Raw genomic sequence first — 25,362 nt, forward strand, 5'->3', positions numbered from 1 at the left:
GAGGTCGCGAGTCCGGCGGAGGAGAGGGCATGAGCGAGTCGGTCGTCTACGGCGGGACGTCGTCCACCCGGGTCCGGGTGCACCACCTGCACCAGGCCAAGGAGCGCGGCGAGAAGTGGGCGATGCTCACCGCCTACGACACCGTGAGCGCCACGGTGTTCGAGGAGGCCGGCATCCCGGTGCTCCTGGTCGGCGACTCGGCCGGCAACGTCGTCCTCGGGCACAGCAGCACCGTGCCGGTCACCGTCGAGGACATCCTGCTGCTCACCAAGGCGGTGACCCGGTCCACCCGGCGGACGCTGGTGGTGGCCGACATGCCGTTCGGCAGCTACGAGGCCGGCCCCGAGCAGGCGCTGGCCACCGCCGTCCGGCTGATGAAGGAGGGCGGGGCCCAGGCGGTCAAACTGGAGGGCGGCGTCCGGGTGGCCGGGCAGATCCGCAAGATCACCGAGGCCGGGATCCCGGTGATGGCGCATATCGGGTTCACGCCGCAGAGCGAGCACGGCCTGGGCGGTTTCCGGGTGCAGGGTCGCGGCGCCGGCGCCGAGCAGCTGCTCGCCGACGCGCACGCGGTGCAGGAGGCCGGGGCGTTCGCCGTCGTCCTGGAGATGGTGCCGGCCGAGATCGCCGGCCAGGTCACCAAGGAGCTGGCGATCCCGACGGTCGGCATCGGCGCCGGGGTGGAGTGCGACGCGCAGGTGCTCGTCTGGCCCGACATGGCCGGGTACACCGGCGGGCGGGTGCCGAAGTTCGTGAAGCGGTACGCCGACCTGCGTGCCGAGCTCCTGCGGGCGGCCCGGGAGTACGCCGACGACGTCCGGCAGGGCACCTTCCCCGGCCCCGAGCACTCCTTCGAGTAGCCGCCCGGGCGGGTTGCCGGCGTTCCTCGCGGATGGCCGGCCCGGCAGCGCCGGCAGCCCGCGAGGACGGCCCGCACACCCCTTGCGCCCGGTCGGCGCCGGGGACCAGCCTGGCCCGGTGCGCGTGCTCGTGGTCGCCTCGCCGCTGACCGGGCACATGCTGCCGCTGGTGCCCCTGGCCCAGGCGCTGCAGGACGCGGGCCACGAGGTGGTGGTCGCGACCTCCGGTGACGGCCTCGCGGCCTGCCCGCCGGGGCTGTCCCCCACCGACGTGGCACCGGGTCTGCGGCTGGGCCCGCTCTTCGCCGGGATCATGCTGCGCCGGCCGCGCCTCGCCCGCCGGGAGATGGCCGGCCGGGGGGACACCACGGCCGTGGGGCTGCTCTTCGCCGCCGTCGGGACGCGGATGGCCGACGGCGTCGTCGCCCTCGCCGACCGGATCGCCCCCGACCTGGTCGTGCACGAGTCCCTGGCCTCGGCCGGCGTGGAGGTCGCCGCCCGCCGCGGGGTGCCCGCCGTCGTCGTGGACGCCTCCCTCTACGACGCCCGGGTGCTGCGCGCGGCCGTCCTGGCCCACCACGGACCGGCACGCCGGCTGGGCACGGTGCCGGAGCCGGCCGAGGTGCTCACCACCGCGCCGCCGAGCCTGGTCGGCCCGCGCTCCGGGCGGCCCATGCGGTTCGTGCCGACGACCCCCGAACGGCCGTGGGACGAGCGCTTCGCGCGGCCCGGCGACCGCCCGCGGGTGCTGGTCAGCCGGAGCACCGTCGCCGATCCGCGCCCCGACCGGCTCATGGGCACCGTCGCCGCCGTCGCCGGGGGCACCGGTCTCGACGTCGTCCTCGTCCGGCCGGACCGCCGGGTCAGCCGCCGGCCGCTCCCCCTCGGCGTCCGGACGTCGGACTGGCTGCCGTTCCCGCTGGTGTTCCCGGCCGCGGCGGGCGTGGTCCACCACGGCGGGGCGGGCACCGTGCTGACCGCACTGGCCGCCGGGGTCCCGCAGCTGGTCGTCCGCGGTGCCGGCGACCGCCGCACCAACGCCGAGTACGTGGCCGCGCGGGGCGCGGGGCTGGCCGTCGACCTCGAGCACCTCACCGGCGAGCTGCTGCAGCGGCTGGTCGGCGACCCGGCGCTGCGGGCGGCCGCCGGCGAGGTGGCGGCGGAGATCGCCGCGATGCCGCACCCGGCCGAGGTGGTCCCGGCGCTCGAGCGGCTGGCCGGCTGAGCCTCAGACGTCGGTGACGCGGATCCCGGCGTGCACCTTGTACCGGCGGTTGACCGAGACCAGGTTGACCGTCAGCGCCTCGACCTGGCGCGCGTTGCGCAGCCGGCCGGCGTAGACCCCCCGCATGCCCGGCAGCCGGCCGGCGAGCGCCTGCACCGTGTCGGTCGCCTCCCGGACGTCGCCGACGACCATGACGTCACCGTCGATGGTCGGCCGGGAGAGGTCCTCCAGCAGCACCGCCGACAGGTGGTGGAACGCGCCGACGACGTGCGAGTCCGGCAGCAGCGCCGCCGCCTGCTGCGCGACGCTGCCCTCGGGGACGTCGACCGCGTGCGCACCCAGCTCGTCGAAGGCCATCGGGACGACGCAGTCCACGACGACCTTCCCGGCCAGGGGCGTGGCCAGTTCGGCGAGGGTGTCGGCGTGCCCGGCGAAGGGGACCGCGACGATGACCAGGTCGGCGGCACCGGCGACGTCGACGTTCGAGCCGCCCTGCACCGACACCTCCACACCGGCCGCCGCGGCGGCGGCCCGGGTGGCGACCTGCTCGGCCACCTCGCCGGCGCGGGCGGCGTCCCGCGAGCCGAGCAGGACCCGCTGTCCGGCGGCGGCCAGCCGGACGGCCAGCCCGCGCCCCTGCGGACCGGTCCCGCCGAGCACGCCGACGACCAGGTCCTCCACGGAACGTCCGTCACTCACCAGGCCACCTCCGCGACCGCCGGACCCCCCGGCGTCCGGCCGATCATGCCCGGCCCCCGGGGGCGGCCCGCCGGGGGCCGGGTCAGTCGTCCTTCCAGGCCCGGTCCTCGGCGGTCAGCTCGGCCTCCCGGTCGGCCACCGACTGCAGCGCGTGCGCGGCCTCCTCGCGGGTGGCGTACGGGCCGAGCCGGTGCCGTTCGGCGCATCCGTCCCGGTCCTCGACGGTGTGGTGCTTGAGGCAGTAGAACCACGGTCCCTGCGCCATGTGCGACCTCCTCGTGCTGCTGTCCGGCCTCCCACCCTGCCACCGCCGTGGCCGCAGGGTTCAGCCGTCGACCATGACCTGGTCGTGCCGGGCGTAGAACGCCGTCATCTCCTCCGGGGTGGGTCGGCGTCCGCTGCGGCTGAGCTCGGCGAGTTCGGCGAAGAACTGCTCGCGTGCGATCCCGGGGGTGAACAGGATGAGGAAGTCGGCCGGCTCGTCCCCGTCCTTGCGGAAGCCGTGGGCCCCGCGCTCGTGGGCGATGGCGAAGTCGCCCGGTCCGCGGGCCTGCCAGCGGCCGTCCGCGTACAGGGTCAGCTGCCCGGAGAGCACGTAGAAGGACTCGGAGAACGTCTGGTGGTAGTGCGGCGCGGCGCCCGGACTGCGCGGATCGAGCCGGTACTCGACCAGGCCGAACCGGCCGGCGGTGGCCGCGCCGGGCGCCACCATCCGCAGCGCGCCGCCACCGGCCGGGACCAGCGGGTGGTCGGCCAGGCCGCGGACGTCGACCCGGCCGGGCTGGGGGTAGGACACGGACCCCACCCTCGCACCGGGGCAGGGACGGCGCGACCCTCCGTCGCGGGCGGCCCGGCGTCACGCACGGTCACGGCACGACGATGGCCCACCAGGAGCCGTTCGTGCGTCATGCTGTCGGCGTGATCGTGGAGCCGGCCTCGCACCTGCGTGTGTCCGACTCCGCGGCCGGCAGTCGCGGGCCGGAGCACCGGTTCGCCGCGCGGACCCTCGCCGCACTCACCTTCCTCGGCGGGCTGGTCGGCTCCGTCAACCTGTTCGTCGACGGCACCCTGCACGAGGGTGCGACCCGCACGTTCTACGTCGTCGCGATGGTGGCCTGCCTGGTCGCCGCGGCGCTGCTGACGGTCCGCCAGCGGGCCGGCCGCTGGACGACGTTCGGCCTGGTCCTCCTGGGCGACCTCGTCTACGTCATCGTCGTGGTCGGGGTGTCCCAGCCCGGGTACGTCCCGCCGCTGGTGCTGCTGTTCCCGGCCTTCGTCGCCGCCTGGTTCCTCGGCCCCTGGATGGTCGGCGCGAGCATGCTGGCCACGGCGGTGGCGTGCTGGGTGGCGATGGTGCACACCTACGACGGGCTGGTGCTGATCGCCGTGCAGGCGGCGGTGAACGCCGGCGTGCTGGCCGCGGCCTGCCTGGGCGTGTACGTGCTCCGCCGCCGGGTGCAGCGGCTGCTCGCGGCCACCCAGGCGCTGTCCCACCAGGACCCGCTCACCGGGCTGGCCAACCGCCGGTACCTGATCGAGCAGGCGCCGAGGGTGTGGCGGCAGGCCCGACGCGAGGGGTCCCGGGTCGCCGCGATGGTGCTCGACCTCGACCACTTCAAGCGGCTCAACGACACCCACGGGCACGCGGCCGGTGACGCCGTGCTGAAGGCCGTGGCGGTGTCCCTGTCGGCCACCGTGCGCCCCAGCGACGTCCTCGCCCGCGTCGGCGGCGAGGAGCTGATCGTGCTGGGGCTGGTGAGCGACCCGGCCGAGGCCGGCCGGCTGGCCGAGCGGCTCCGGACGGCGGTCGCGGCCAGCCGCACCGCCGACGGGCACTCGGTGACCGCGTCGATCGGGATCGCGCTGAGCAGCCCGGTGGACGGGGAGACCGCCGCGGACGCGATGTGGCGGCTGGTCGACCGCGCCGACGGCGCCATGTACGAGGCGAAGCAGGCCGGTCGCGACCGGGTGGTCGCCGTCCTCCCCCGCCAGCGCACGGTGCGCCTGCAGGACAACCACCCGATGCCCGGCACCGTCTCGAGCGACCCCGCCTGAGAGAGGACCCCGTCCTCCCCACCCTTCGCAGGCTCGGGGCGGGACCCGGGAGGGGGCCGTACGGGGAGCCCCCCACGCTCGACCGGTGCGGACGCCGGTTGTCTGCTTCGCTGTCGGCATGACGCTCGTGGCGCCCGACCCGGCACGCACGGTGCCGCTGCCGTTGCGTGAGCAGGCCGACGTCCGCGACCGGTGGCTGACCCAGCGCCTGCTCGACCTGCTGCCCGGCCTCATGGACCGCGCCGGGATCGACCTGTGGCTGGTCGTCGGCCGCGAGTACAACGAGGACCCCGTGCTCGCCACCCTGCTGCCCGCGACGTGGCTGTCCGCGCGGCGCCGCACCATCCTGGTGCTGCACCGCAGCGATGACGGCGTGACGGCGGCGGCGGTGTCCCGCTACCCCGTCGGCCAGTTCCTCCCGGCCTGGTCCCCGGTGGACGGCGAGGGCGGGGCGGCCGGGCAGTCGCAGTGGGCGGAGGTGCGCCGCATCGTGGAGCAGGCCGCACCGCGGCGGATCGGCATCGACGTGTCGGCCGACTTCGCGCTGGCCGACGGCCTCTCGCACACCGAGTTGCAGCAGCTCACCGAGGCGCTGGGGCCCTTCGCCGACCGGCTGGTGTCGGCCGAGGACCTCGCCGTGGGGTGGCTGGAGACCCGGCTGCCCGAGGAGATCGCCGTGCTGGACCGGCTCAACCGGCTGGTCCGCGAGGTGGTGGAGGAGGCCTTCTCCCCCGCCGTCCTCACGGTCGGCGAGACGACTGCCACCGACCTCGCGTGGTGGATCCGGCAGCGCTTCGCCGACCTCGGCGTGGAGCCGTGGTTCCACCCGCTCGTCGACCTGCAGCGGGCCGGGGTGTCCCCGGTGGAGGAGCGCGGCGTCCTGCTGCCCGCCGTCCCCTACGACGTCCCGGTGGAGCCGGGTGATCTCGTGCACTGCGACGTCGGCCTGTCCAGCCTCGGGCTGAAGACCGACAGCCAGCGCACCGGCTACGTCCTGCGGGCCGGCGAGGACGACGCCCCGGAGGGGCTCCGCCGCGCCCTGGCGGCGGGCAACTGCCTGCAGGACCTGACGACGGCCGAGCTCCGGCCCGGCCGCACCGGCAACGAGGTGCTGGCCGCCGCCCGGGCCGCCGCGGCGGCCGCGGGCATCGACGGCGACATCTACTCCCACCCGGTCGGCTTCCACGGCCACGGGGCCGGGCCGGCGATCGGCCTGTGGGACGAGCAGGGCGGCGTCCCGGGCGCCGGCGACCGGGTGCTCCACCCCGACACCGTGTACGCCCTCGAGTTGTCCGTGCGCGTGCCGGTGCCCGAGTGGGGCGGGCAGCCGGTCCGGATGGCGCTGGAGGAGGGCATCGCGCTGACCGCCGAGGGGGTCCACTACCTCGGCGACCGGCAGACCGACCTGGTGCTCGTCCCCGGCGGCTGAGGGAGGGCCACCCTCCTCGCACGCTGCGCACGGGTCCCCCGACGGGTGGCCGCTATTTCGCGCGGGCCTTGCGCGTCCGCTTGTCGTTCGCCTTCTGGATCGCCTCGACGAGCTGCTTCTTCTTCATCGTCGACCGGCCGGAGACGTCGAGCTTCTTCGCCAGCTCGAGCAGGTGGCTCTTGGAGGCGTTGGCGTCGACGCCGCCCTTGGTCGGCCGGTCGGTGTCCCGGCCGCCGGCCGCCCGGGCGTCGGAGGGCCCCTTCTTGCCACCCTCCTTGCGCGCCCAGCGGTCGCCCACCTTCTCGAAGCTGTGCTTGACGGCTGCCCACGCCACCTGGTTGGCCCGACGCTCGTCGTCGTAGGAGTCCATGGCGGAGTCGTGTGCCTTCGCGAAGGTGCGCTGGGCCTTCTTGGGTGACCGCCGCAGGGTGCTGGGCAGCTCGTCGGCCTTGGCGGTGCCCTTCTTCGTCGTCTTCGGCATGCCGGCCCCCCTACCCCGGACGGCCCCCGGGACCACATCCTCCGGTACGGCCGGCACCCGATCAGGCGAATCCGGACCAGTGCGCTCGTTCGGCCGCCGTCATCGCCCGGCTGGAGTCGGAGGCGAAGTCGAACGCCACCATCACCACGTCGGCCCGGATGGCGACCTCGCCGTCCTGCACCAGCTCCTGGCGGACGGTGAACGACTTCGTGCCCAGCCGGGTGACCGTGCCGCGCACGCACAACCGCTCGCCGACCCGGTAGTACAGCTGGCGCAGGTAGTCGACCTCGAGCCGGGCGAGGATCAGCCCGCCGTCCTCCCGGAGCCCCTCGCCCATCGCCAGCCGGGCGTCCTCGAGCAGGCTCAGCGCGCGGGCGTGGTTGACGTGGCCGAGGGAGTCCGGGTCCGACCAGCGCAGCTGGACGGCGTGCTCGTGGACCACGTCAGGGCTGGTCGGCGGTCTCGGCGGACTGCCGGTGGGCACCCTGGGCGTCGTCGGGGTCGGCGTGCACCGTCCGTTCCTCGGACTCCGCGAGGATGATCTCGGCCGCCACCTCCTCCATGCCGCTGCCGTGCAGGTCCTCCTCCTCGGGCAGCAACTGGGCCCGCGTCTGGATGTTGTCCTCGGTGACGTTGGCCAGCGCCTCGGCGCTGGGCTCCTTCATGGAGGGCATGTCAGAACCGCTGCTGTTCGGTGCCGATGCCCAGGGCCTGGGCGACCTCCTGCACGTTGGTGAACTCCTGGCCCTCCGGCAGCCGGCGCAGGTCGGCCAGCACCCGGTCGGGGGCGTTGCCCTCCTGTGCCTTCGACACGAGCGTGTCGCGGTCGGCGGGCCACACCTCCTTGCCGAGGGCCTCGGCGATCGCGGCGCGGCGTTCGACGCCGCCCGCGGTGGTGCCGGGAGACGTGGCGGGCTGGTGCGGATCGGTCATCGTCGCTCCTCGTGGACGGGGGTGGTCAGTTGGCCGACGGCGTGGAGGCGTCGGTGTACCGCAGGATGGCGGCGACCGCGGCGTCCTCCGGCATCGCGGCCCGCGGGACGACGACCACGCCGGCGCTGGTGGCGACGGCAGCGGCGAGCAGGGCCCGGTCGGCCGGGACGACGGTGCCGTGGTCGCCGAGGGCGTCCATGTCGTGCTGGTCGACGCCGAGTTCCAGCGGTGAGCCGCCCACCAGCAGGGTCGCCTCGTCGTGCTGGTCGGCCAGCACGAGCGTCTCGACCTGGCCCTTCCGCAGCGCCTCGACGACCGACGGGGTGCCGGTGACCGCCAGCCCGTGTGCGCCGGCGGACTGGATCTTCTCGAGGGCGTCGGCCTCGGCGTACGCGTCGTGCTCGGCGACCAGCTCGGTGGCCCGCTGGTCGACCGGCTCGCGGTCGGCGCCGGCGGCCCGCCCCCCCTCGTCCATGGAGACGATGAGGTCCTTCCACAGGTCGCTGGCGCGGTCGAGGAGGATCTGCCGGGCCCTCGTGTCCCCGGCCATCAGGACGAAGCGCGGGGAGAGCCGGCGCACCATCGAGGCGATGTGCGAGGCGACGTCGTCGGCGTTGTGGACCCACTTGTTCTCGGCGTTGTGCTGGTAGCGGTGGTGGGCCCAGCCGCCGCCCTGGAACTTGCGGATCTGGAAGCCGTCGCCCTCGACCTGCTGCTCCTCGCCCTCCTGCCCGGGCATCCCGACGTAGGTGATGTCCGCGCCGACCCGGTCGGTCAGGACGACGATGTGCGGCACGCGGCCGGGCAGCTGGCGCAGCACCGGCAGCAGGTCCGGCTGCGGCGACCACTCGGCCACCGTCTGCCGCGGGACGTCGATCAGCGGCTGGTCGAGCACGACCGCGCCGTCGGCGGCGACGACGAGCGCACGACCCCGCAGGGTGCCGATGTCCCCGCCCTCGTTGGCCTCCAGCAGCGTGGCGCGGACCGCCTCGACGACCGCCTCCGGGGCGCCCTGCTCGCGGAGGCGCTCGGTGATCGCCCGGACACGCAGCTCGACCTCGGTGTCGGCGTTCTCGGTGATGTGCGTGACGTCGGCGCACACGGTCGCGTAGGGGCCGGCGGCGCTGAAGACGGGCTCCAGGAAGGACACGTCCATGGGGTGGAACCACTCCTCGATCGCTGGCGGAAGACGAGACGTCGGGGCCCTGGCCGGGCACTCCCGCCTCCGCCGCCTACCCACCGGACGCCCCGTCACACCCGGTGTCGGATCCGCGGGCCGAGGGTAGGCGGGCTGCCATGACCGAACACGACCAGCTGCCGCTGCCCGACTACGACCACCTGCCGGTCGACGGCCTCGCCTCGCGGATCCGCACGCTGGACGCCGCCGGCCTGCAGACGGTGCTCGAGTACGAGCGCGCCCACGCCAACCGGCTGCAGGTGGTGACGATCATGGAGAACCGCCTCAGCTCGCTGCGGGAGGGCGCCCAGCCCTCCGGTGGCGACCCCGCCGCCCCTGCCGCCGACGACCCCGCGCACGCCGCCGGCGGATCGAAGGTCTCCGAGGCCACCAGCGGCCCCCCGGTGAACCCGCCGTCCCAGGGCGACCCGACCAACCCGGCCCAGCCGCGCAGCACCGGCTGAGCGGCACCCGTGCGCATCCGCCGATCCGCCGATCCGCCCCGCACGGGGTCCACGGATGCGCACGGGACCTCATTCGCTGAAGGCGCCGACGATGTCGAGGGCCGCTGGCCCGAGGAGCACGATGAACAACGTGGGCAGGATGCACAGGATCAGCGGGAAGATCACCTTCACCGGGATCTGCATGGCCTTCTCCTCGGCCCGCTGACGCCGCTTGAGCCGCATCTCCTGGGCCTGGGTGCGCAGCACGTCGGCGATCGACACCCCGTAGACGTCGGCCTGCACCACCGCCCGGATGAACCGGGCGAGGTCGGGGACGGCCGTGCGCTCGGCCAGTGACAGGTAGGCCTCGCGTCGAGGCTGCCCCACGGCGATGTCCTGCAGCGTGCGCACCAGCTCCTCGGCCAGCGGCCCGCGGCCGTTGCGGCCCGCCCGCGCCATCGCCGACTCGAACCCCAGCCCGGCCTCGACCGCGATGGTCATCTGGTCGAGGGTGTCGGCCAGCTCCAGCGCGATCGCCGCCTGTCGCTCCTGGCCGCGGCTGTACAGCAGCAGTTCGGGCACCACGTAGGCCACGCCGGTGGCGACGAGGGCGACGAGTGCGGTCAGCAGTCCCGGGCGGGCGGTGAACACCAGGAGGCCCAGCGCGACCGCCAGCGCGGCGAGGACGAGCTTGGCGGCCACGAGCCGGGGCAGCGGCCAGGCGGCCGGGCGGCCGGCGGCACCGGCGAGGCGGTCCAGCCGGGCCGCCGTGCCCGACGGGGTCAGCGCCCTCGCCAGCCCGGACAGCAGCCGCGACCGGCGCCGGTCGGCGACAGGGGCGGCGAGGTCCAGTCCCCGGGTCAGGTTGGCCCGCGCCGTGGCGACGGCCTCCTGCGGGCGGGCGAGCAGGGCCCAGCCCAGCAGTGGCAGGGCGAGGGCGAGTCCGACGGCGCCGGCGAGCACGGGAACGGGGAGCATCAGAACCGGATCTCCACGGTCTTCCTCAGCCACAGCCCGCCGCCGGTCAGCAGGACGACGGCCGCGCCGATCATCAGGTGACCGGCCAGGCTCGAGGTGAACGCGGCCAGGTACGCCGCGTTGGTGACGGCCAGGAAGCCGACGATGCCGAACGGCAGCGCCATCAGGACGACCGCGGACAGCTTCCCCTCCGCCGAGAGCGCCTTCACCTGCCGCCGGATGGCGTTGCGCTCCCGGATGGTGCGCCCGACGGTGTCGAGCACCTCGGCCAGGTTGCCGCCGACCTCGCGGTGGATGGCGATCGCCTGGGCGGTCCACCGGAAGTCGTCGCTGTCCATCCGCTCGGCCATCTCGTCGAGGGCCTCGCCGAGGTCCCGCCCGACCCGGGTCTCGTTGACGAGCCGGGCGAACTCCTCCGAGGTGGGGGCCGCGGCCTCGGCCGCGACCGAGTCCACCGCACGCAGCAGGCTGTGCCCGGCACGCAGGCTGCTCGCCATGAGCTGCAGCGAGTCGTCGAGCTGGTCGGCGAAGGCCGCCTGCCGCCGCGCCCGGCGCAGCGACACCAGCACCTTGGCGCCCACCGACGGGACGACGCCCAGCACGAGGCCGAGCAGCACGCCGCCAGCCAAGAACCCGCCTGCGCCGGCGACGACGGTGGCCAGGCCGACCACCAGCGCCAGGTCGGCCAGGGTGATCGTCATGCCGGCCCGCTCCAGGGCGGCCGTCCCGCCAGCCAGGTGGCCGCGCTTGACCAGCACCTTCTGCACCGCCGCACCCGCCGCCGCCGATGCGCTGGTGAGCGCCGAGGTCGGCGGGGCCACCGACGGGTCCAGCCGGGACAGCGGGACCCGTCGATGCCCGGCGGGCAGCACGACCAGGGCGAGGACCAGCAGCCCGCCGGTGACCGCGAGCAGCCCGGACAGCAGCAGGGCCGACGACATCACGACCACCCCCGCCGAGGCGCCTCGGCCACCCCGAAGACCCGCGGGGACAGCGCGATCCCCAGCTCCGCGAAGCGGTCGGTGAACCGCGGCCGGACCCCGGTGGGCACCGGCTTGCCGAGGAACCGCCCGGCCGCGTCCACGCCCGCGGAGTAGTCGAAGAGGAAGGCGTCCTGCAGGGTCACGGTCTCCCCCTCCATGCCCTGCACCTCGGTGACGTGGGTGACCCGCCGGGTGCCGTCGCGCAGCCGGGTCAGCTGGACGACGACGTCGACGGCGGAGGCGATCTGCTCACGGATCGCGCGCAGGGGCAGGTCCATGCCGGCCATGAGGACCAGCGTCTCGAGCCGCGCGATGGCGTCCCGCGGCGAGTTGGCGTGGACCGTCGACAGCGACCCGTCGTGGCCGGTGTTCATCGCCTGGAGCATGTCCAGGGACTCGCCGCCACGGCACTCCCCGACCACGATCCGGTCGGGGCGCATCCGCAGCGAGTTGCGCACCAGGTCGCGGATGGTGACGGCCCCCTTGCCCTCGATGTTCGGCGGCCGGGACTCGAGCCGCACGACGTGGTCCTGCTGCAGCTGCAGCTCGACGGCGTCCTCGATGGTGACGATCCGCTCGTCGTCCGGGATGAACGAGGACAGCACGTTGAGCAGCGTCGTCTTCCCGGTGCCGGTGCCGCCCGACACGATGATGTTCAGCCGCGCCTCGACGCAGGCGTGCAGCAGTTCGGCCATCTCGGGCGAGAGGGTGCCGAAGCCGATCAGGTCGTCGACGCCGAACGGGTCCTTCGAGAACTTGCGGATGGTCAGCGTCGACCCGCTGAAGGCCAGCGGCGGGATGATCGCGTTGACCCGGGAGCCGTCGGCCAGGCGGGCGTCCACCAGCGGCGACGACTCGTCGATCCGCCGTCCGACCCGGGAGACGATCCGGTCGATGACCCGGCGCAGGTGCTCCTCCGAGGTGAACCGGGCACCGGTGCGCAGCAGCTTGCCGCCCTGCTCGACGTAGACCATCTCCGGGCCGTTGCACATGATCTCGGTGACGGTGGGGTCCTCGAGCAGCCGCTGCAGCGGGCCGAAGCCCAGGACGTCGTCGGCGAGCGTGGCGGTCAGCCGCTGCCGCTCCTCGGCGCTGAGCGGGACCTTCTCCTCGTCCACGACCTCGTCGAGCTCGCCGAGGACGATCACCCGCAGTTGCTCCTCGGACAGCGACGGGTCGTTCATCCGGCCGCCCATCCGCTCGAACAGCGCCTTGACGACCCGGTCCTTGAGGCGGGCGAGGGCGTCGGTGGGCGCCGCCACGGTGGCCGTTCTGGGCGCGGGGGCGGCGGCGGCCGGCTGCGGCGCGGCCGGTGCGGCCGGCGCGGCGAGGGGGGCCGGCGTGACCGTCTCCGGCGCGGAGTGGCGGCCCTGGGCGGCGGCGAGGCGGGCGGCCAGGGTCACGACGCCGCCCGGTGCTTGGCGCGGTACCGGCCGGGCTGGACCAGCGGGGTGGCGGCGAAGCGGGCGACCAGCCGGCGCAGCTCCTTGACCACCGGGTCCCGGCGGCCGCTGGCGATGATCGGCACGCCCTGGTTGGTCGAGGGCGGCACGGCGGCCGACCGCGGCAGGACGACGTCCACGCCCGTGCCGATGGCCGTCTCGACGTCGCGGACCGACAGCCCGCCCCTGGGGTCGGCCAGGTTCATGACCACGTGCCGCCCGGCGGGGATCATGCACAGCTCGCGGAGCACGTCGAGCTCCTTGCGCAGCCCCCGGACCCCGGGCACGTCCATGCTGCTGAGCATCACCACGTCGGTGGCGCGGTCCAGGGCCGCGAGGGTCTGCTCGGACAGGCCGGGTGCGGTGTCGACGACGACGTAGCGGAACTCGCGGGCCAGCGCGGCCAGCAGCCGGGTGACGTCGGGACCGGTGACGGCGTCCCCGGCGGCGGGCGACTCCGCCCCGCACACCGCGTAGAGGCCGCTGGGGTGCTGGGTGAGGAAGGTCTTGAGGACCATCGTGTCCTCGCTGGCCGGCCCGTGGACGGCGTCCGGCAGGGTGTACTCCGGCAGCAGCCCGAGAGCCGACGCGACGTCGCCGAACTGGACGTCGAGGTCCACGAGGACGGTGGACTGCGGCGCCGCGGCGGTCAGCCCCACGGCCAGGTTGGTGGCGACGGTCGTCTTGCCCACGCCGCCCTTGGGCGAGGCCACCGTGATCACCCGGCCGGTGTAGCTGGCCGTCTCCTGCGTCGGGCGGAGCACCCGGCGGCGGCCCGCGGCGGCCGATCCGGCCCGGTCCACGGCGGCGGCGATCTCGGCCGGTCCCGCGGTGGGCGGGAGCAGGTCCCGGATGCCGGCGCGCATCGCGGCCTGCCACAGCTCCGGGGAGGGCTCGGCCACGAGCACGACGCTGATGCCCGGGCACTGGACGTCCAGCCGCCCGGCCAGGGTGAGCACCTCGGCCTGGGGGGCCAGGGTCCCGATCAGCAGCACGTCGGGCAGCTCGCCGTCGACGAGCTGCTCGAACAACCGGGTGGGGTCACCCGGGAGGCGGCCCGGCGGCAGCGCGTGGACGTCGCCGTCCACCGCGTCCTGCACCCGCCGGGTCAGCTCCGCGTCGGCGCCGGCCAGCACGACCCGGCTCATGAGTAGTCCTTCCCGTAGACGGTGACCTGGGTGAGGACCTCCGTGCCCGCCGTGTCGACGTCCTCGGGCTCCAGCGCGAGCCAGAGGGTGCCGTGCTCGATGCCGAAGACGACGCCCTCGGCCTGCTCGGCCCGCAGCGCGAGGGTCACCAGGAGGCTCTGGGAGGGCACCGCTCCACCGGCCGAGGCGGTGTCGGTGCCGGCGTCCGCGGGGGCGGGCGCCCCCTGCACCTGGGTGACCAGCACCCGGTGCAGCACGCCGTGCGTGGCCGCCGTCCCGTCCTCGAACTCCAGCGAGACGTAGACACCGACGGTGTCACCGGCGGCCAGTCGCCCGCCGACGGCCCGCTGCGGCTCGAGCAGCACGGTCAGCTCCGACGTACCCGCAGGCGCGGCGATGGTGCCCGGGGCGAGGAGGTCCCCGGGCACGGCGAACCGCGCCGTCAGCAGCTGCTCGCCGGGCTGGAGGTCGACCGTGGCGACCTGCCCGGCGAGCGACTCCAGGTCGGTCACCGCGCCCCCGGGCACCGCCTTGACCGGCAGCAGCTCGGTGCGGACGGCGTCGGCCAGCGCGTCGGCCGGCGTCCCCTCCGGGACGAGCCGGTCGACGACGAGGACCTCGGTCGTGCGCACCCCGGCCAGGGCGCGCGCGTCGGCGCCCCGGACGTAGGCCAGCAGCACCGCGGTGCCGGCGACCACGAGCACCAGGGCCGCGGCGGCGGCGAGCAGTCGGCGTCTCATGGGAGCCCCTATCGGATGAGTCGGAGGACCCAGGCGCCCATGGAGGGCGCGCCGGGGCCGTAGCTGAAGGCGTCGGAGGTGTCGACGAAGCGGGTGAAATAGCCGGAGATGCAGCGCTCGCTGCCGCTGCAGGGGCTGCCCGAGCGGTACTGGCCGGCGAAGTGGTAGCCGGTGATGGTGAAGGCCGCGTAGCCGTGCACGTGGTACCAGGCGTGGCTGCCGTTGCTGCCGGCCTCGTCGAAGATCGGGAGCAGCACCGTGCGCCCGACCAGTGCGGCCAGGTCAGCGGGGGCGCAGCCCTTCGACGGGTTGTTGCCCGGCTCGGAGTCGAACCGGTCGCCGACCGAGCTGGTCGCGCGGCAGGTGTTCCCGCCGTCGGTGACCAGCCAGCCGAAGCCCCCGGGCACGAACTGGCGCGAGGGGCCGGTGCAGCCCGTGTCGCTCTTCTTGGGCAGCAGGATGGTGCGCTCGGTCGTGGTGGACGGCAGCCCGCCACCGGTCTGCGCGGCCCACTCGCACCAGGAGAAGATCAGCGGCAGGGCCGCTGTCCCCGCGCTGGGTGCCCCCCAGGCGACCGTCGCCGTGGCCTGCACCTGGGTGGCGTCGTGGCCGAGGACCGGCGCGAACCAGTGCTCGGTCGGCGTGCTGCCGGTGACCGTGACGCTCGTGGGGTCGCTGCCCAGGACCGGCGGCGCCGCGGTGGCGTCCCCGAGGTTGGCGTCCACGAGGGCCTGCGCGGTCCCCCGCATGTCCCCGCAGGCACCGCGGGCGCAGTCCCGTGCGACGGCGAGCGCCGCGGCGTCCGCGGCGGTCTGCAGCCGGGCCCGCTCGGCGTAGAGCCCGCCGACGTCGACGGCGACGGCGGTGAAGCCGAGGAGCGGCACGAGCAGGAGGACGAGCAGCACGGCGGATGCCCCGTGCTCGTCGGCTGCCCGGCGCCGCACCCGTCCGCGGAGCCGGTCCCGGAGGGTCAGCCGCTGCACCGCATGACCCCCGTACCGGTCAGGTCGACGCTCGCGCCGAAGAAGTCGGTGAGGAAGGGCTTGGGGTAGCTGATGGTCACCCGCACGTTCGTCGTGCCGCCGCCGGTCATGGGGCAGGCCGCGGGTGTGATGGCGATCTGCCCGTTGGTGATCGCCGGGTCCAGCGTGGGTGCGGCGTTGCGCACGGCGGTACGGGCCGCTGCCGGGTCGTTCTGCAGCGCCATGGCGCGGGCGCCCTCGCGGGCCGCGGCCGAGAGCGTGCCCTGGACCTGGAAGGCGTGGCCGAACTCGGCGATGCCGAGGACCAGGACGATCAGGAGGGGCACGATCATGGCGAACTCCACGGCGGCGGCACCTCGCTGGTCGTCGCGCGGTCGGTCGCGCATCGGTTCCCTCCTCTCGAGAGCGGGCGTTCCAGTGCGGGCGGCGCGTGCAGCGGCGCAGCGGTCCCCGGGGGCGGGGACCGCTGCGCCGTGGGCGGAACCGGTCAGAGACCCGACAGGGTGTTGCCGATGTCGTTGAAGAGGCCGGACAGCTGGTCCTCGAGGAAGATGACCGCGGTGATGATCGCGACGGCGATCAGGCCGACCATGAGGCCGTACTCGACGGCGGTGGCGCCCTTCTCCTCCCGCTCCAGGCGGTCCTTGGCGAGGGAGACGAGGGTGACGAGGGTCGCGAGGGGGTTGAACACGGGCTGCTCCTGGGGGGATGCGCCGAGCCGGTCCGGATCGGGCGATCCGGCCTTGCGGCAGTGGGAGTCGTGTCGGTCCCCGGCGCCGCCGGCTTGAGCCCCGTGCACCCGATCGGTCGACCCGCGCCCGTCTCCCGGGTGACCGCCCGGGCTCGTCCTCACCCTGCGCGACCGGCGATCTGCGCCTGCCGTCGTGAGCGCTGCTCAGCCGAGGACGGCGACCCACCCCACGGCCAGCGCCGTCCCGGCCAGCAGGGCCGGGCCGAACGGCAGCTCGCCACGGAGCCCGATCCGCCGGAACGCGAGCAGCCCGAGCGCCACCACGGCCTGGACGACGAACCCGGCGACCGCGCCCAGCAGCACCGCTCCCCAGCCCAGCCATCCCAGGTACAGCCCGAGCAGCGCGGCCAGCTTCACGTCACCCATCCCGAGCCCGCCGGGCGAGATCAGCGCGAGGGCGAGGAAGGCGGCGAAGAGGACGACCGAGCCGAGGGCCGCTCGCAGCAGCGCCGGCCAGGCGCCCTCTGCGGCCGCCGCGACCAGGAGCAGAGCAGCACCGGCACCGAGAGCGGGGAGCACGACCCGGTCGGGCAGCAGCCGGTGCTGCAGGTCGACGATGCCGAGCAGCACGCCGGCACCGGCGAGGAGGAGGAAGGCCGGCAGCTCCCAGGACGGCCCGAAGGCCAGGCCGGTCACGCCGAACAGCAGCGCTGTGCCGGTCGCCACGACCGGCGGGTGGCCGGCGACCGCGCCCGGCGCGACGACGTCGCGGAGCCCGGCGTCAGGAGCCCAGGGGAAGCGGCCGGCGGCGCGGCCGGCCAGTGTGCCGACGAGCAGTCCCAGGACGGCGGCGGCGAGCGCGACGGCGAGGTCGGTCACCGGGTCTCCGCTCGCACGGCGGTCACGATGGCACAGGGACCGGCCGCCACCCGGGAACGCCACCCACCCCGATCGGGTGGATCGCCTGCCGTGGGCCCTCGGGCGGCGTGCGCTCAGCCGCCCAGGACCCAGAACCGCTCGCCTCGCTCGGCCGCCAGCTGCGCCAGCAGCTCCCGGTGGATCTCCCGCACGCGGGCAGGGGTGACGACCTCCGCGGGGTCGACCTCCTCGACCTGCAGGCTGGTCTCGTCCTCGTAGAGGTTCTCCCCCATCAGCCGGGCCCGGTCGTCGTAGGGCCAGAGGAACACCTGGCGGCTGGACACGTGGTAGGTCCGCTCGGGGTCGTCCACGTCGTACCCGACCGCCCGCAGGTCCGCGCCTCGGGCCACCTGGTGGAAGGTGAGCTCGTCGGCCACGCCCCAGTCCGCCACGGCGATGAGGTCGTCGGAGTTCCACAGCACCGAGTCCCCGACGCTCCGGTAGAAGGCCAGGACGCCGTCCTTGCCCTCGATGACCGCCGGGTGGGCGCCCCAGGTCACCCGGTAGACCGGGTGGTCGACCATCATGTCCGGCGCCATGATCGCGTCGAACTCACCGGCGCCCTCCAGGTGCACGTGCCGCCACCAGTTGAGCAGGATGGCCCGCTGCAGCGGCTCGGTGGTGCGCTCCAGCAGCCGCGCGGTCGGGACCATGCAGTCGTACACGCCCTGTTCGAAGCGCTTCATCGTCGTCGGCTCCCCGGTCGGAACGGTCCCCTGGCACCCCCGACGCTGCTCCGCCCCGGCACTCGGGACAAGGGGCGGCGTCGTCCAGCGAGCCATGGCCTGCTCCCGGGCGTAGCGTGCCGCGGGTGGCGGCGGTCGAGCCGGTGGGCACCCCCGGTGAGGAGAGCGGGCCCGCCGGTGTCGCGGACCTGATCCCGCTGGTCCGCCGCATCGTGGCCGCCCGCGTGCCCGACCCGGCCACCGCCGACGACCTGGTGCAGGAGACGCTGGCCCGCGTGCTCGCCGCCGCCGAGCGGGTGGAGCCGGGCATGCTGGAGCCGTACGCCATCGTGACGGCCCGCAACGTCGTCGCCTCGATGTGGCGGGAGCAGGACCGGCAGCGGCGGCACCAGCACCGCGTGGTCGACCTGCGGCCGCCGGAGGCCCCCGACGAGGACGTCCTCGCCGCCGAGGACCGCGCCGCCGTGGCCGAGGCCCTCACCCGGCTCTCGGACCGCGAGCGGGAGACGCTGCTCGCCCACGAGGTGTCCGGGCAGGACACTCGGTCGCTGGCCGCCGAGCTGGGGTCGACCGCCGGCGCGGTGGCCGCCCAGCTCAACCGCACCCGCGCCCGGCTGCGGGTGGAGTACCTGCTGGTGTCCGAGCGGGTGGAACCGCCCACGGAGCGGTGCCGGCCGGTGCTGCTGGCGCTGTCCAGCGGGGACCGCCGGCGCCAGCGCGAGGTGGACGCCGCCCGCCACCTGCTCGAGTGCGACGTGTGCGCCCGGTTGTCGGCGCCGCTGCTCGGCCGGGGCCGGCGGGCGAGGGACGACGAGCTCCGGGTGCCGGTCCGGACCGACGCCGACATCGTCGCCGCCCGGCAGGCCGCCCGGGAGCTGGCCACCAAGCTGCGGTTCTCGCCCACCGACATCACGCTGATCGCCACCGCCGTCTCCGAGGTGACCCGCAACATCGTGCGCTTCGCCGACTCCGGCGAGGTGGTGGTGGCGGCGCTGGAGGAACCGCGGTGCGGCATCTCCATCGTCGCGCGGGACGCCGGCCCGGGGATCCCCGACGTCGAGCGGGCACTGCAGGACGGCTACAGCACCTACCAGGGGCTCGGGCTGGGACTGCCCGGCGCGCGGCGGCTGATGGACGAGTTCGCGGTGGTCTCCGAGACCGGCCGTGGCACGACCGTGACCATGACCAAGTGGCGGGGAGACGCATGACCAGGAACGAGGACCCGATCGTGACCACGGCCCCCATGGACGTGACCCGCCTCCTCGACGAGGACGACCTGCTGCCGCAGCTCGTGGCGCACCTGCGCGAGCACCGCACCCGGCTGCGCCAGGAATGGGCGGCGCGGATCCAGCAGGCGCACCTGCTGCAGGCGATGACCGCCCAGGAGATGGCGGCCGAGACCACGCTGGTCTACGACAACTACGTCGAGGTCCTGGAGACCGGGAGCGTCGAGGCACTGCAGGACTACGCCCGCGACCTGTCCGAGCGGATCATCCCGCGGGGCGTGGAGACCCACGAGGTCGTGGGGATCGTGCTGCTGCTGCGCGACGTCCTGGCGCGGTCGCTGTTCGAGAAGTTCCAGCGCGACCTGCCGCTGCTCAACCGCGTGCTGGACGCCTACGAGCCGGCCGCCAACCGGATCGCCAACACCGTGGCGGTCAGCTTCGTCGACGAGCGGGAGCGGGTGATCCGGCAGCAGCAGGACTCGATCCGGGAGCTGTCCACGCCGGTCCTGCCGGTCCGCGAGCGGCTGCTGATCCTGCCGATCATCGGCGTGCTGGACCGGGAGCGCGCGCGGCAGGTGACGGTGCAGCTGCTCGGGGGGATCCGGAAGCACCGGGCCAAGGTCGTGGTCGTCGACATCACCGGCGTCCCCGACGTCGACGAGTCGGTCGCCAACCACCTGGTGCGCACCGTCGACGCGTCACGCTTGATGGGTGCGAGCGTCATCATCACCGGGCTGTCCCCCGAGATCGCCCAGACGCTCGTCACGATCGGGGTCGACCTGTCGAAGATGAACACCATCGGCGACCTGCAGGGCGGGCTCGAGGAGGCCGAGCGCCTGCTCGGGTACACGGTCACCCGCAGTGAGAACGGGGCCGGCGGGCCATGACCGCCGTCCCCCGGCTGTTCTCGATCCTGCGGCAGGGCCCGTACCTCATCGCCTCGGTGCACACCGCGCTGGACGACTCTCAGCTGGTGCGCTTCCAGGAGGACCTGGTCCACCGGATCGGTGCCGACCGGGCTCGCGGCGTGGTCATCGACGTGGCCGCGCTCGACGTCCTCGACTCGTTCGGCTCCCGGACGCTGCGCGACGTCGCGGAGATGGCCCGGCTGCGCGGCGCGGTGACCGTGATCGTCGGCATCCAGCCCGACGTCGCGTTCGCCATGGTGGAGCTCGGCATGGACACCGGCTCGGTGCTCACCGCACTCGACCTCGAGGAGGGCCTGGTCGAGCTGGACCGGTGCGTCGCGGCGCCGCCGGTCGTGCCGACGTGACCGCGCACGCGGACCTGCTCCGGGACTACCGGTCGGCCTTCCTGCGCCATCTCTCCCGGCACGAGGAGTCCTCGCTCACCGCCGGCTACCAGCTCGGCCGGGGTGCGCTGGCCGCCGGGCAGAGCCTGCTGGAGGTCGTCCGGGTGCACCACGAGGTGCTGGTCGAGGTCCTGGTCGACGGCCCGGCCGACGAGGTGCCGGAGGTCGCGCGGGCGGCGTCGGACTTCCTCACCGAGGTGCTCGCGAGCTACGACATGGCGCGGCGCGGCTGACGGTCGTCATCCCTCGGCGCTCCCGCGTCATGCGCGGCCCTCGAGGGCGTCTTCACCTCGACACCCGGAGGACCACCAGGGGGACGACGACGTGACCACCCGAGGCTCCACCGACGACGGCGACCGACTGCGCAGGTGCGGGGCGGTGCGGTCCCCGGCCGTCACCCCCGCGGCCTGCGGGGACCGGGTGCCGCTGGTCCCGGCCCGGGCGGACCGTCCCGCCGGTGTGCCTCCGCGCCCGGCCGGTCCGGGGGTCATCGAGCAGCTGCGGCAGGCCGCCGTCTACGTCGAGACGGCCGCGGTCCTGGAGCGGCGCGCCGGCCGGGCGGACAACCCGGCCCTCGCCGCGCTGCTGCGGGAGCGCGCCGACGTGCGGCGGAGGACCGCCGAGCGGCTGCGGGCCACACTCACCGGGCGTACCGCCCCACCGGTGGAGGGGATCTGATGCGATGACCGGCGGGATCTGCGTCGTGCTCGCCATCGTGGCGTGGGTGCTGACGACCAGCGGGGCGGCGGTCTGGTACGCGCACTGCCTCACCGGGCTCGAGCAGCACCAGCGCCGCCGTCCCGACCGACGGCACCGGTGGGGCGGACACCACTCCGCACCGCACTGACCGCCGCGGACCTCAGGTGCCGCAGAACGTCCGGTAGGGGCCGAAGTCGCCGGGTGCGGGGGCGGCGTAGCGCTCGAGGCCCGGACGCTCGTCGAAGGGCCGGGCCAGCACCTCGAGCAGCCGGTCGAAGGGCGCCAGGTCGCCGGTGGTCGCGGCGGCGAGGGCCTCCTCGACCAGGTGGTTGCGGGGGATGTAGACCGGGTTGGACCGGTCCATGACCTCGGCGTCCGGTCCCAGTGTCAGCCACCGCTGAGTCCAGGCATCGAACGCGGCGAGGTCGAGGACCAGGCGGCGCGCGGGTTCGGCGTCGCCCCGGGCCGCCTCGCCCAGGCTGCGGAAGAAGGTGGTGACGTCGACCCCGTTGGCCTGCAGCAGGGTCAGCAGGTCGTCGGCGAGGGCGGAGGTGACGGCGTCGTCGAGGCCGTCGGGCAGACCGAGCTTGGCCCGCATGCCCGCCGCCCAGGCGGCGTCGTAGCGCGGGCGGAAGCCCCCGAGGGCCTCGACCGCGAGGGCCACCGCCTGCTCCTGGTCGTCGGAGAACAGCGGCAGCAGGGCCTCGGCGAACCGGGCCAGGTTCCACTCCGCGGCGAGCGGCTGGTTGCCGTAGGCGTAGCGGCCGCCCTCGTCGATGGAGCTGTAGACCGTGCCCGGGTCGAACGCGTCCATGAAGGCGCACGGCCCGTAGTCGATCGTCTCCCCGGAGATCGTCATGTTGTCGGTGTTCATGACGCCGTGGATGAAGCCGACGCACATCCACTGCGCCACGAGCGACGCCTGCGCGGCGACGACCGCCTCGAACAGCGCGAGGTGGGGGTGGTCGGCGTCCGCGGCGGCTGGATGGTGGCGGGCGATGGCGGTGTCGGCGAGGCGCCGCAGCAGGTCGACGTCCCCGGTGGCGCGGGCGTACTGGAAGCTGCCCACCCGCAGGTGGCTGCTGGCCACCCGGGCGAGGACGGCGCCGGGCAGCACCGTCTCGCGGCGGATGGCGCGGCCGGTCGCCACCACGGCGAGGGAGCGCGTGGTCGGGATGCCGAGGGCGTGCATGGCCTCGCTGATGACGTACTCGCGCAGCATCGGTCCCAGGGCCGCGCGCCCGTCGGCGCCGCGGGAGAACGGCGTCCGCCCGGAGCCCTTGAGGTGCAGGTCGCGGATCCCGCCCTCGGTGTCGACGAGCTCACCGAGCAGCAGTGCCCGCCCGTCACCGAGCCGCGGGGCGTACCCGCCGAACTGGTGCCCGGCGTAGGCCTGCGCCACCGGCGCGGCGCCGTCCGGGACGGCGTTGCCGACCAGCAGGCGGACGCCGGCCTCGCTGCGCAGCGACTCGGCGTCCAGGCCCAGGTCCGCGGCCAGCGCCTCGTTCAGCACCACCAGCTGCGGGTCCGGCGCGTCCTCGGCCTGCCACGGGAGCGACATCTCGGGCAGCTCGCGGGCGAAACGGTCGGAGAGGGTGACGGCTGGAGCCGGTGCGACGGTCACCCCTCCCAGAGCGCGGGCGATGCTGTTCCCATTCCCTCCGCCGGACCGGCCGGTCACGCCGGCGTCACCGGAGGTGCCTGCGCATCACCCAGCGCGGCCGGCCGCCGCTGCGCCCGGTGGTCGGCGCCGCCCGCTCGAAGCCGGCACGCTCGAACAGCTCCACCGTGCCGACGTAACCGGAGATCACGTCGACCCGGCCGGCGTCGGCCTCGACGGGGTAGCCCTCGACGACCTCGGCGCCGTGACTCCTGGCGTGGTCGAGGGCGCCGGACAGCAGCCGGTGCATCAGCCCGTGTCCGCGGTAGCCGGCACGCACCACGAAGCAGACGGCCACCCAGGTGCCGGGGTCGTCGGGCACCGGGATGGTCCGGGACCCGAGCAGCCGCCGGTGACCGGCGCGGGGTGCGATGGAGCACCAGCCCGCCACGACGCCGTCCACGTAGACCAGGACCCCGGGACCCGGTTCGGTGGCGCACTCCGCCCGCATGTACGCCGGGCGCTCCCGGTTGGGGACCCGGCTGTCGCGGTAGGCCATGCACCAGCAGCCCTCGGCGCCGGCGCGCTGGGGGCCGACCACGGTGGCGAAGTCCTCGAAGCGGCCGAGCGCGGGCCGGACGTCGATGGTCGGCTCGTGGTCGGTGGGGAACCGGGGCCTCGCCGCCACCACGCCGGCCTCGGTCAGTCGCGGGAGCGGCGGCGGAACGCCGACACGGCCAGTGGCGCGAAGACAGCCGTGAGGAGGAGCGACCAGCCGATCGACACCGCGACGGGGTGCTGCAGCGGCCACGCGGCATCCGCCGCCGCCGGTGCGCCGTTGCCCCAGAGCTCCCGGCAGGCCTGGGTGACCGCGGAGACGGGGTTCCACTCGGCGATGGCCCGCAGCCACGCGGGCATGCTCTCCGGCGGAGCGAACGTGTTGGCCACGAAGGTCAGCGGGAACATCACCGTGAACATGAAGCCCTGCACGGCCTCCACGGTCCGCATCATCGACCCGACCCAGATGCCCAGCCAGATGAGCGCGAAGCCGAACAGCAGCAGGAGCAGGAAGGCGAGCAGCCCGTCCACGACGCCGTTGCGGATCCGCCAGCCGATCAGCAGGCCCGTGAGGGCCATGACCGCCACACCGATGCTGGAGTGGATGAGGCTCGAGATGCTCCGGCCGACCAGGACCGCCGACCGCGCGATGGGCAGGGACTTGAACCGGTCGACGATCCCCTTCTGCAGGTCGCTGGTCAGGCCCATGGCCACGATGGCGGAGGAGAACACCATGGTCTGGACCATGATCCCGGGGAGCAGGAACTCCTTGTAGTCGGCGCCTCGCACCGCGATCGCCCCGCCGAAGACGTAGGCGAACAGCAGCACGAACATCACCGACTGCACCGTGACGTCGAGCAGCATCTCCGGCATCCGCCGGATGTGCAGCAGGTTGCGCCAGACGATGGTCGACGACGCCCGCAGCAGGGTCGGCGGGGAGATGGGCGGCCGGGCGGCCGGCGCCCGGGTCGTGGCCTGGACGGCGGTCATGATGCGACTCCCTCGTTCGTCAGGTCCGCGGCGCCCCCGGCCTCGGCCCGGTGCCCGGTGAGGTGCAGGAAGACGTCGTCCAGGCTCGGCCGGGCGAGGCCCAGGTCGTCGAGTTCGATGCCGCTGGTCTCGAACACGGCCGCGATACGGGTCATGTCGCCGAGCCCCCCGGCCTGTGCGGTCAACCGCCGGCTGCCCCGCTCGACGTGCACCTCCGCGGAGCAGGAGCTCATGAGCTCCGCGGCCCGGTCGACGTCCGAGGCGTGGGTCAGGGTGACGACGACGCTGGCCTGGCCGGCCTGGTCCTTGAGCTGCGTCGGCGTGCCGGCGGCGATGACCCTGCCCTTGTCGACGACGACGATCTCGTCGGCCAGGTGGTCGGCCTCCTCGAGGTACTGCGTCGTCAGGACGAGGGTGGTGCCCTCGCTGACCAGCTCGCGCAGGACCGCCCACAGCCCCGACCGGCTCTGCGGGTCCAGGCCCGTCGTCGGCTCGTCCAGGAAGAGGATCGGCGGTGCCGCCAGGAGGCTGACCGCCAGGTCGAGACGGCGGCGCATCCCGCCGGAGTACGTCTTCGCCATCCGGTCGGCCGCGTCGACGAGGTCGAAGCGGGCGAAGAGCCGTTCGGTCGCGTCCTTGACGTACTTCCTGGGCAGCCCGTAGAGGCTGCCGATCAGCTTGAGGTTCTCCCGTCCGGTGAGGATCTCGTCGACGGTCGCCGCCTGCCCGGTGAGACCCATGCTGCGGCGGACCTCGGTCGGCTGTCTCAGGATGTCGAAACCGGCCACCCGGCCGGTCCCGCTCGTCGGGACGCTCAACGTCGTGAGCATCCGCACGAGAGTGGTCTTGCCCGCCCCGTTGGGCCCGAGCAGACCGAGGACCGAGCCCTCCGGGACGACGAAGCTCACCCCGTCGACGGCTCGGGTCGCGCCGAAGTGCTTGGCCAGGTCGATCGCCTCGACGGCCGGTGCGGTGGTCATGCGGGGATCCTGTTCCTGGGTACCGACAATTCGGGCGCGGGAGTCCTCCGCGCGGTCGTGCGGCCCAGCATGCGGCCCCGAGGCATCGCGAGGGCAAGGCATTTTCCCGTCCCGGGTCGGCGCGCG

33 protein-coding genes are annotated in these 25,362 nt (G+C 74.6%); 11 read left to right on the forward strand and 22 right to left on the reverse strand.

The features are described from left to right. The first annotated feature begins 29 nt into the window (after positions 1–29). Together panB and GCU56_RS25425 are read left to right on the forward strand one after the other, a co-directional pair. Entirely contained in the window at positions 30–860 is an 831-nt protein-coding gene (panB, locus tag GCU56_RS21470; RefSeq protein ID WP_163484123.1) for a 3-methyl-2-oxobutanoate hydroxymethyltransferase, read from the forward strand. A gap of 118 nt (positions 861–978) precedes the next feature. After that, complete coding sequence (locus GCU56_RS25425; RefSeq protein WP_163484126.1) at positions 979–2,085, forward strand: nucleotide disphospho-sugar-binding domain-containing protein; 1,107 nt, start codon at positions 979–981, stop codon at positions 2,083–2,085. Positions 2,086–2,088: 3 nt separating this feature from the next. On the opposite strand, the gene npdG is transcribed toward GCU56_RS25425, so the two are convergent. The 3 genes from npdG to GCU56_RS21490 all read right to left on the reverse strand — a co-directional run bounded on the left by npdG (position 2,089) and on the right by GCU56_RS21490 (position 3,580). Next, positions 2,089–2,784, reverse strand: a complete 696-nt coding sequence (gene npdG / locus GCU56_RS21480) for an NADPH-dependent F420 reductase (RefSeq protein WP_163484128.1) — start codon at positions 2,782–2,784, stop codon at positions 2,089–2,091. 82 nt (positions 2,785–2,866) lie between these two features. Continuing rightward, the gene (locus GCU56_RS21485) at positions 2,867–3,049 is read right to left on the reverse strand and encodes a hypothetical protein (RefSeq protein WP_163484130.1); all 183 of its coding nucleotides are present in this window, start codon (positions 3,047–3,049) and stop codon (positions 2,867–2,869) included. Positions 3,050–3,109: 60 nt separating this feature from the next. Then, a complete protein-coding gene (locus tag GCU56_RS21490) occupies positions 3,110–3,580 on the reverse strand; it encodes a cupin domain-containing protein (RefSeq protein WP_163484132.1) in 471 nt (156 codons plus the stop codon). Positions 3,581–3,702: 122 nt separating this feature from the next. Between GCU56_RS21490 and GCU56_RS21495 the strand changes: the two genes are divergently transcribed. Further along, positions 3,703–4,839: a GGDEF domain-containing protein gene (locus GCU56_RS21495; protein ID WP_345771996.1), complete on the forward strand. Its 1,137-nt coding sequence runs from the start codon at positions 3,703–3,705 to the stop codon at positions 4,837–4,839. Between the two features lie 118 nt (positions 4,840–4,957). Further along, a complete protein-coding gene (locus tag GCU56_RS21500; RefSeq protein WP_163484136.1) occupies positions 4,958–6,268 on the forward strand; it encodes a M24 family metallopeptidase in 1,311 nt (436 codons plus the stop codon). A 52-nt stretch (positions 6,269–6,320) separates the two neighbouring features. On the opposite strand, the gene GCU56_RS21505 is transcribed toward GCU56_RS21500, so the two are convergent. The 5 genes from GCU56_RS21505 to GCU56_RS21525 form a co-directional block, all read right to left on the reverse strand. After that, positions 6,321–6,749, reverse strand: a complete 429-nt coding sequence (locus tag GCU56_RS21505; protein WP_163484138.1) for a ChaB family protein — start codon at positions 6,747–6,749, stop codon at positions 6,321–6,323. A gap of 61 nt (positions 6,750–6,810) precedes the next feature. Further along, on the reverse strand, positions 6,811–7,191 hold the full coding sequence (locus GCU56_RS21510) for a hotdog domain-containing protein (protein WP_163484140.1): 381 nt from the start codon (positions 7,189–7,191) through the stop codon (positions 6,811–6,813). 1 nt (position 7,192) lies between these two features. Then, positions 7,193–7,423 (reverse strand): hypothetical protein, encoded by a 231-nt coding sequence (locus tag GCU56_RS21515; protein WP_163484142.1) that lies wholly within the window; start codon positions 7,421–7,423, stop codon positions 7,193–7,195. 1 nt (position 7,424) lies between these two features. Beyond that, entirely contained in the window at positions 7,425–7,682 is a 258-nt protein-coding gene (locus GCU56_RS21520) for a DUF2795 domain-containing protein (RefSeq protein ID WP_163484143.1), read from the reverse strand. A gap of 25 nt (positions 7,683–7,707) precedes the next feature. After that, positions 7,708–8,838: a baeRF2 domain-containing protein gene (locus tag GCU56_RS21525; RefSeq protein WP_163484145.1), complete on the reverse strand. Its 1,131-nt coding sequence runs from the start codon at positions 8,836–8,838 to the stop codon at positions 7,708–7,710. A 140-nt stretch (positions 8,839–8,978) separates the two neighbouring features. Here GCU56_RS21525 and GCU56_RS21530 point away from each other — a divergent pair, with 140 nt between their 5' ends. Beyond that, entirely contained in the window at positions 8,979–9,323 is a 345-nt protein-coding gene (locus GCU56_RS21530; RefSeq protein WP_163484147.1) for a hypothetical protein, read from the forward strand. A 69-nt stretch (positions 9,324–9,392) separates the two neighbouring features. Here GCU56_RS21530 and GCU56_RS21535 read toward each other — a convergent pair whose 3' ends face one another. The 10 genes from GCU56_RS21535 to GCU56_RS21580 form a co-directional block, all read right to left on the reverse strand. Next, a complete protein-coding gene (locus GCU56_RS21535; RefSeq protein WP_163484149.1) occupies positions 9,393–10,280 on the reverse strand; it encodes a type II secretion system F family protein in 888 nt (295 codons plus the stop codon). After that, the gene (locus GCU56_RS21540; RefSeq protein WP_163484151.1) at positions 10,280–11,221 is read right to left on the reverse strand and encodes a type II secretion system F family protein; all 942 of its coding nucleotides are present in this window, start codon (positions 11,219–11,221) and stop codon (positions 10,280–10,282) included. The genes GCU56_RS21535 and GCU56_RS21540 overlap by 1 nt, the downstream gene beginning before the upstream one ends. Beyond that, on the reverse strand, positions 11,221–12,666 hold the full coding sequence (locus GCU56_RS21545) for an ATPase, T2SS/T4P/T4SS family (protein WP_163484153.1): 1,446 nt from the start codon (positions 12,664–12,666) through the stop codon (positions 11,221–11,223). Before GCU56_RS21545 ends, GCU56_RS21540 begins: the two co-directional genes overlap by 1 nt. Continuing rightward, positions 12,663–13,853: an AAA family ATPase gene (locus GCU56_RS21550; RefSeq protein WP_163484155.1), complete on the reverse strand. Its 1,191-nt coding sequence runs from the start codon at positions 13,851–13,853 to the stop codon at positions 12,663–12,665. Before GCU56_RS21550 ends, GCU56_RS21545 begins: the two co-directional genes overlap by 4 nt. Continuing rightward, a complete protein-coding gene (cpaB, locus tag GCU56_RS21555) occupies positions 13,850–14,593 on the reverse strand; it encodes a Flp pilus assembly protein CpaB (RefSeq protein ID WP_163484157.1) in 744 nt (247 codons plus the stop codon). The genes GCU56_RS21550 and cpaB overlap by 4 nt, the downstream gene beginning before the upstream one ends. An 8-nt stretch (positions 14,594–14,601) precedes the next feature. Beyond that, positions 14,602–15,576: a pilus assembly protein TadG-related protein gene (locus GCU56_RS21560; protein WP_345771997.1), complete on the reverse strand. Its 975-nt coding sequence runs from the start codon at positions 15,574–15,576 to the stop codon at positions 14,602–14,604. Beyond that, positions 15,564–15,962 (reverse strand): TadE/TadG family type IV pilus assembly protein, encoded by a 399-nt coding sequence (locus GCU56_RS21565; protein ID WP_163484159.1) that lies wholly within the window; start codon positions 15,960–15,962, stop codon positions 15,564–15,566. The genes GCU56_RS21560 and GCU56_RS21565 overlap by 13 nt, the downstream gene beginning before the upstream one ends. A 101-nt stretch (positions 15,963–16,063) precedes the next feature. Then, positions 16,064–16,267 (reverse strand): Flp family type IVb pilin, encoded by a 204-nt coding sequence (locus GCU56_RS21570; RefSeq protein ID WP_163484161.1) that lies wholly within the window; start codon positions 16,265–16,267, stop codon positions 16,064–16,066. A 204-nt stretch (positions 16,268–16,471) separates the two neighbouring features. Then, complete coding sequence (locus GCU56_RS21575; RefSeq protein WP_163484162.1) at positions 16,472–17,146, reverse strand: prepilin peptidase; 675 nt, start codon at positions 17,144–17,146, stop codon at positions 16,472–16,474. 113 nt (positions 17,147–17,259) lie between these two features. Beyond that, the gene (locus GCU56_RS21580) at positions 17,260–17,871 is read right to left on the reverse strand and encodes a hypothetical protein (protein WP_163484164.1); all 612 of its coding nucleotides are present in this window, start codon (positions 17,869–17,871) and stop codon (positions 17,260–17,262) included. Positions 17,872–17,996: 125 nt separating this feature from the next. On the opposite strand from GCU56_RS21580, the gene GCU56_RS21585 reads away from it, so the two are divergent. From GCU56_RS21585 to GCU56_RS21610, 6 genes are all read left to right on the forward strand, one after another. Beyond that, positions 17,997–19,079, forward strand: a complete 1,083-nt coding sequence (locus GCU56_RS21585) for a sigma-70 family RNA polymerase sigma factor (protein ID WP_163484166.1) — start codon at positions 17,997–17,999, stop codon at positions 19,077–19,079. Further along, positions 19,076–19,984 (forward strand): STAS domain-containing protein, encoded by a 909-nt coding sequence (locus GCU56_RS21590; protein WP_239522697.1) that lies wholly within the window; start codon positions 19,076–19,078, stop codon positions 19,982–19,984. Before GCU56_RS21585 ends, GCU56_RS21590 begins: the two co-directional genes overlap by 4 nt. Continuing rightward, entirely contained in the window at positions 19,981–20,370 is a 390-nt protein-coding gene (locus GCU56_RS21595; protein WP_163484168.1) for an STAS domain-containing protein, read from the forward strand. Before GCU56_RS21590 ends, GCU56_RS21595 begins: the two co-directional genes overlap by 4 nt. Continuing rightward, positions 20,367–20,642, forward strand: coding sequence for a phosphatase RsbU N-terminal domain-containing protein (locus tag GCU56_RS21600; RefSeq protein ID WP_163484170.1), 276 nt, complete (start codon positions 20,367–20,369; stop codon positions 20,640–20,642). The genes GCU56_RS21595 and GCU56_RS21600 overlap by 4 nt, the downstream gene beginning before the upstream one ends. 91 nt (positions 20,643–20,733) lie before the next feature. Next, positions 20,734–21,087 (forward strand): hypothetical protein, encoded by a 354-nt coding sequence (locus GCU56_RS21605; protein WP_163484172.1) that lies wholly within the window; start codon positions 20,734–20,736, stop codon positions 21,085–21,087. 4 nt (positions 21,088–21,091) lie between these two features. Further along, positions 21,092–21,256, forward strand: a complete 165-nt coding sequence (locus GCU56_RS21610) for a hypothetical protein (protein ID WP_163484174.1) — start codon at positions 21,092–21,094, stop codon at positions 21,254–21,256. A gap of 12 nt (positions 21,257–21,268) precedes the next feature. Here GCU56_RS21610 and GCU56_RS21615 read toward each other — a convergent pair whose 3' ends face one another. The 4 genes from GCU56_RS21615 to GCU56_RS21630 form a co-directional block, all read right to left on the reverse strand. Next, positions 21,269–22,732, reverse strand: coding sequence for a protein adenylyltransferase SelO family protein (locus GCU56_RS21615; RefSeq protein ID WP_163484177.1), 1,464 nt, complete (start codon positions 22,730–22,732; stop codon positions 21,269–21,271). 64 nt (positions 22,733–22,796) lie between these two features. Continuing rightward, positions 22,797–23,396, reverse strand: coding sequence for a GNAT family N-acetyltransferase (locus GCU56_RS21620; protein ID WP_204332618.1), 600 nt, complete (start codon positions 23,394–23,396; stop codon positions 22,797–22,799). Between the two features lie 14 nt (positions 23,397–23,410). Continuing rightward, complete coding sequence (locus GCU56_RS21625; RefSeq protein WP_163484179.1) at positions 23,411–24,256, reverse strand: ABC transporter permease; 846 nt, start codon at positions 24,254–24,256, stop codon at positions 23,411–23,413. Then, positions 24,253–25,236, reverse strand: a complete 984-nt coding sequence (locus GCU56_RS21630; RefSeq protein WP_163484180.1) for an ATP-binding cassette domain-containing protein — start codon at positions 25,234–25,236, stop codon at positions 24,253–24,255. Before GCU56_RS21630 ends, GCU56_RS21625 begins: the two co-directional genes overlap by 4 nt. Positions 25,237–25,362 lie beyond the last annotated feature (126 nt).

The sequence above is a fragment of the Geodermatophilus sabuli genome (assembly GCF_010686765.1).
Lineage (GTDB): Bacteria > Actinomycetota > Actinomycetes > Mycobacteriales > Geodermatophilaceae > Geodermatophilus > Geodermatophilus sabuli_A.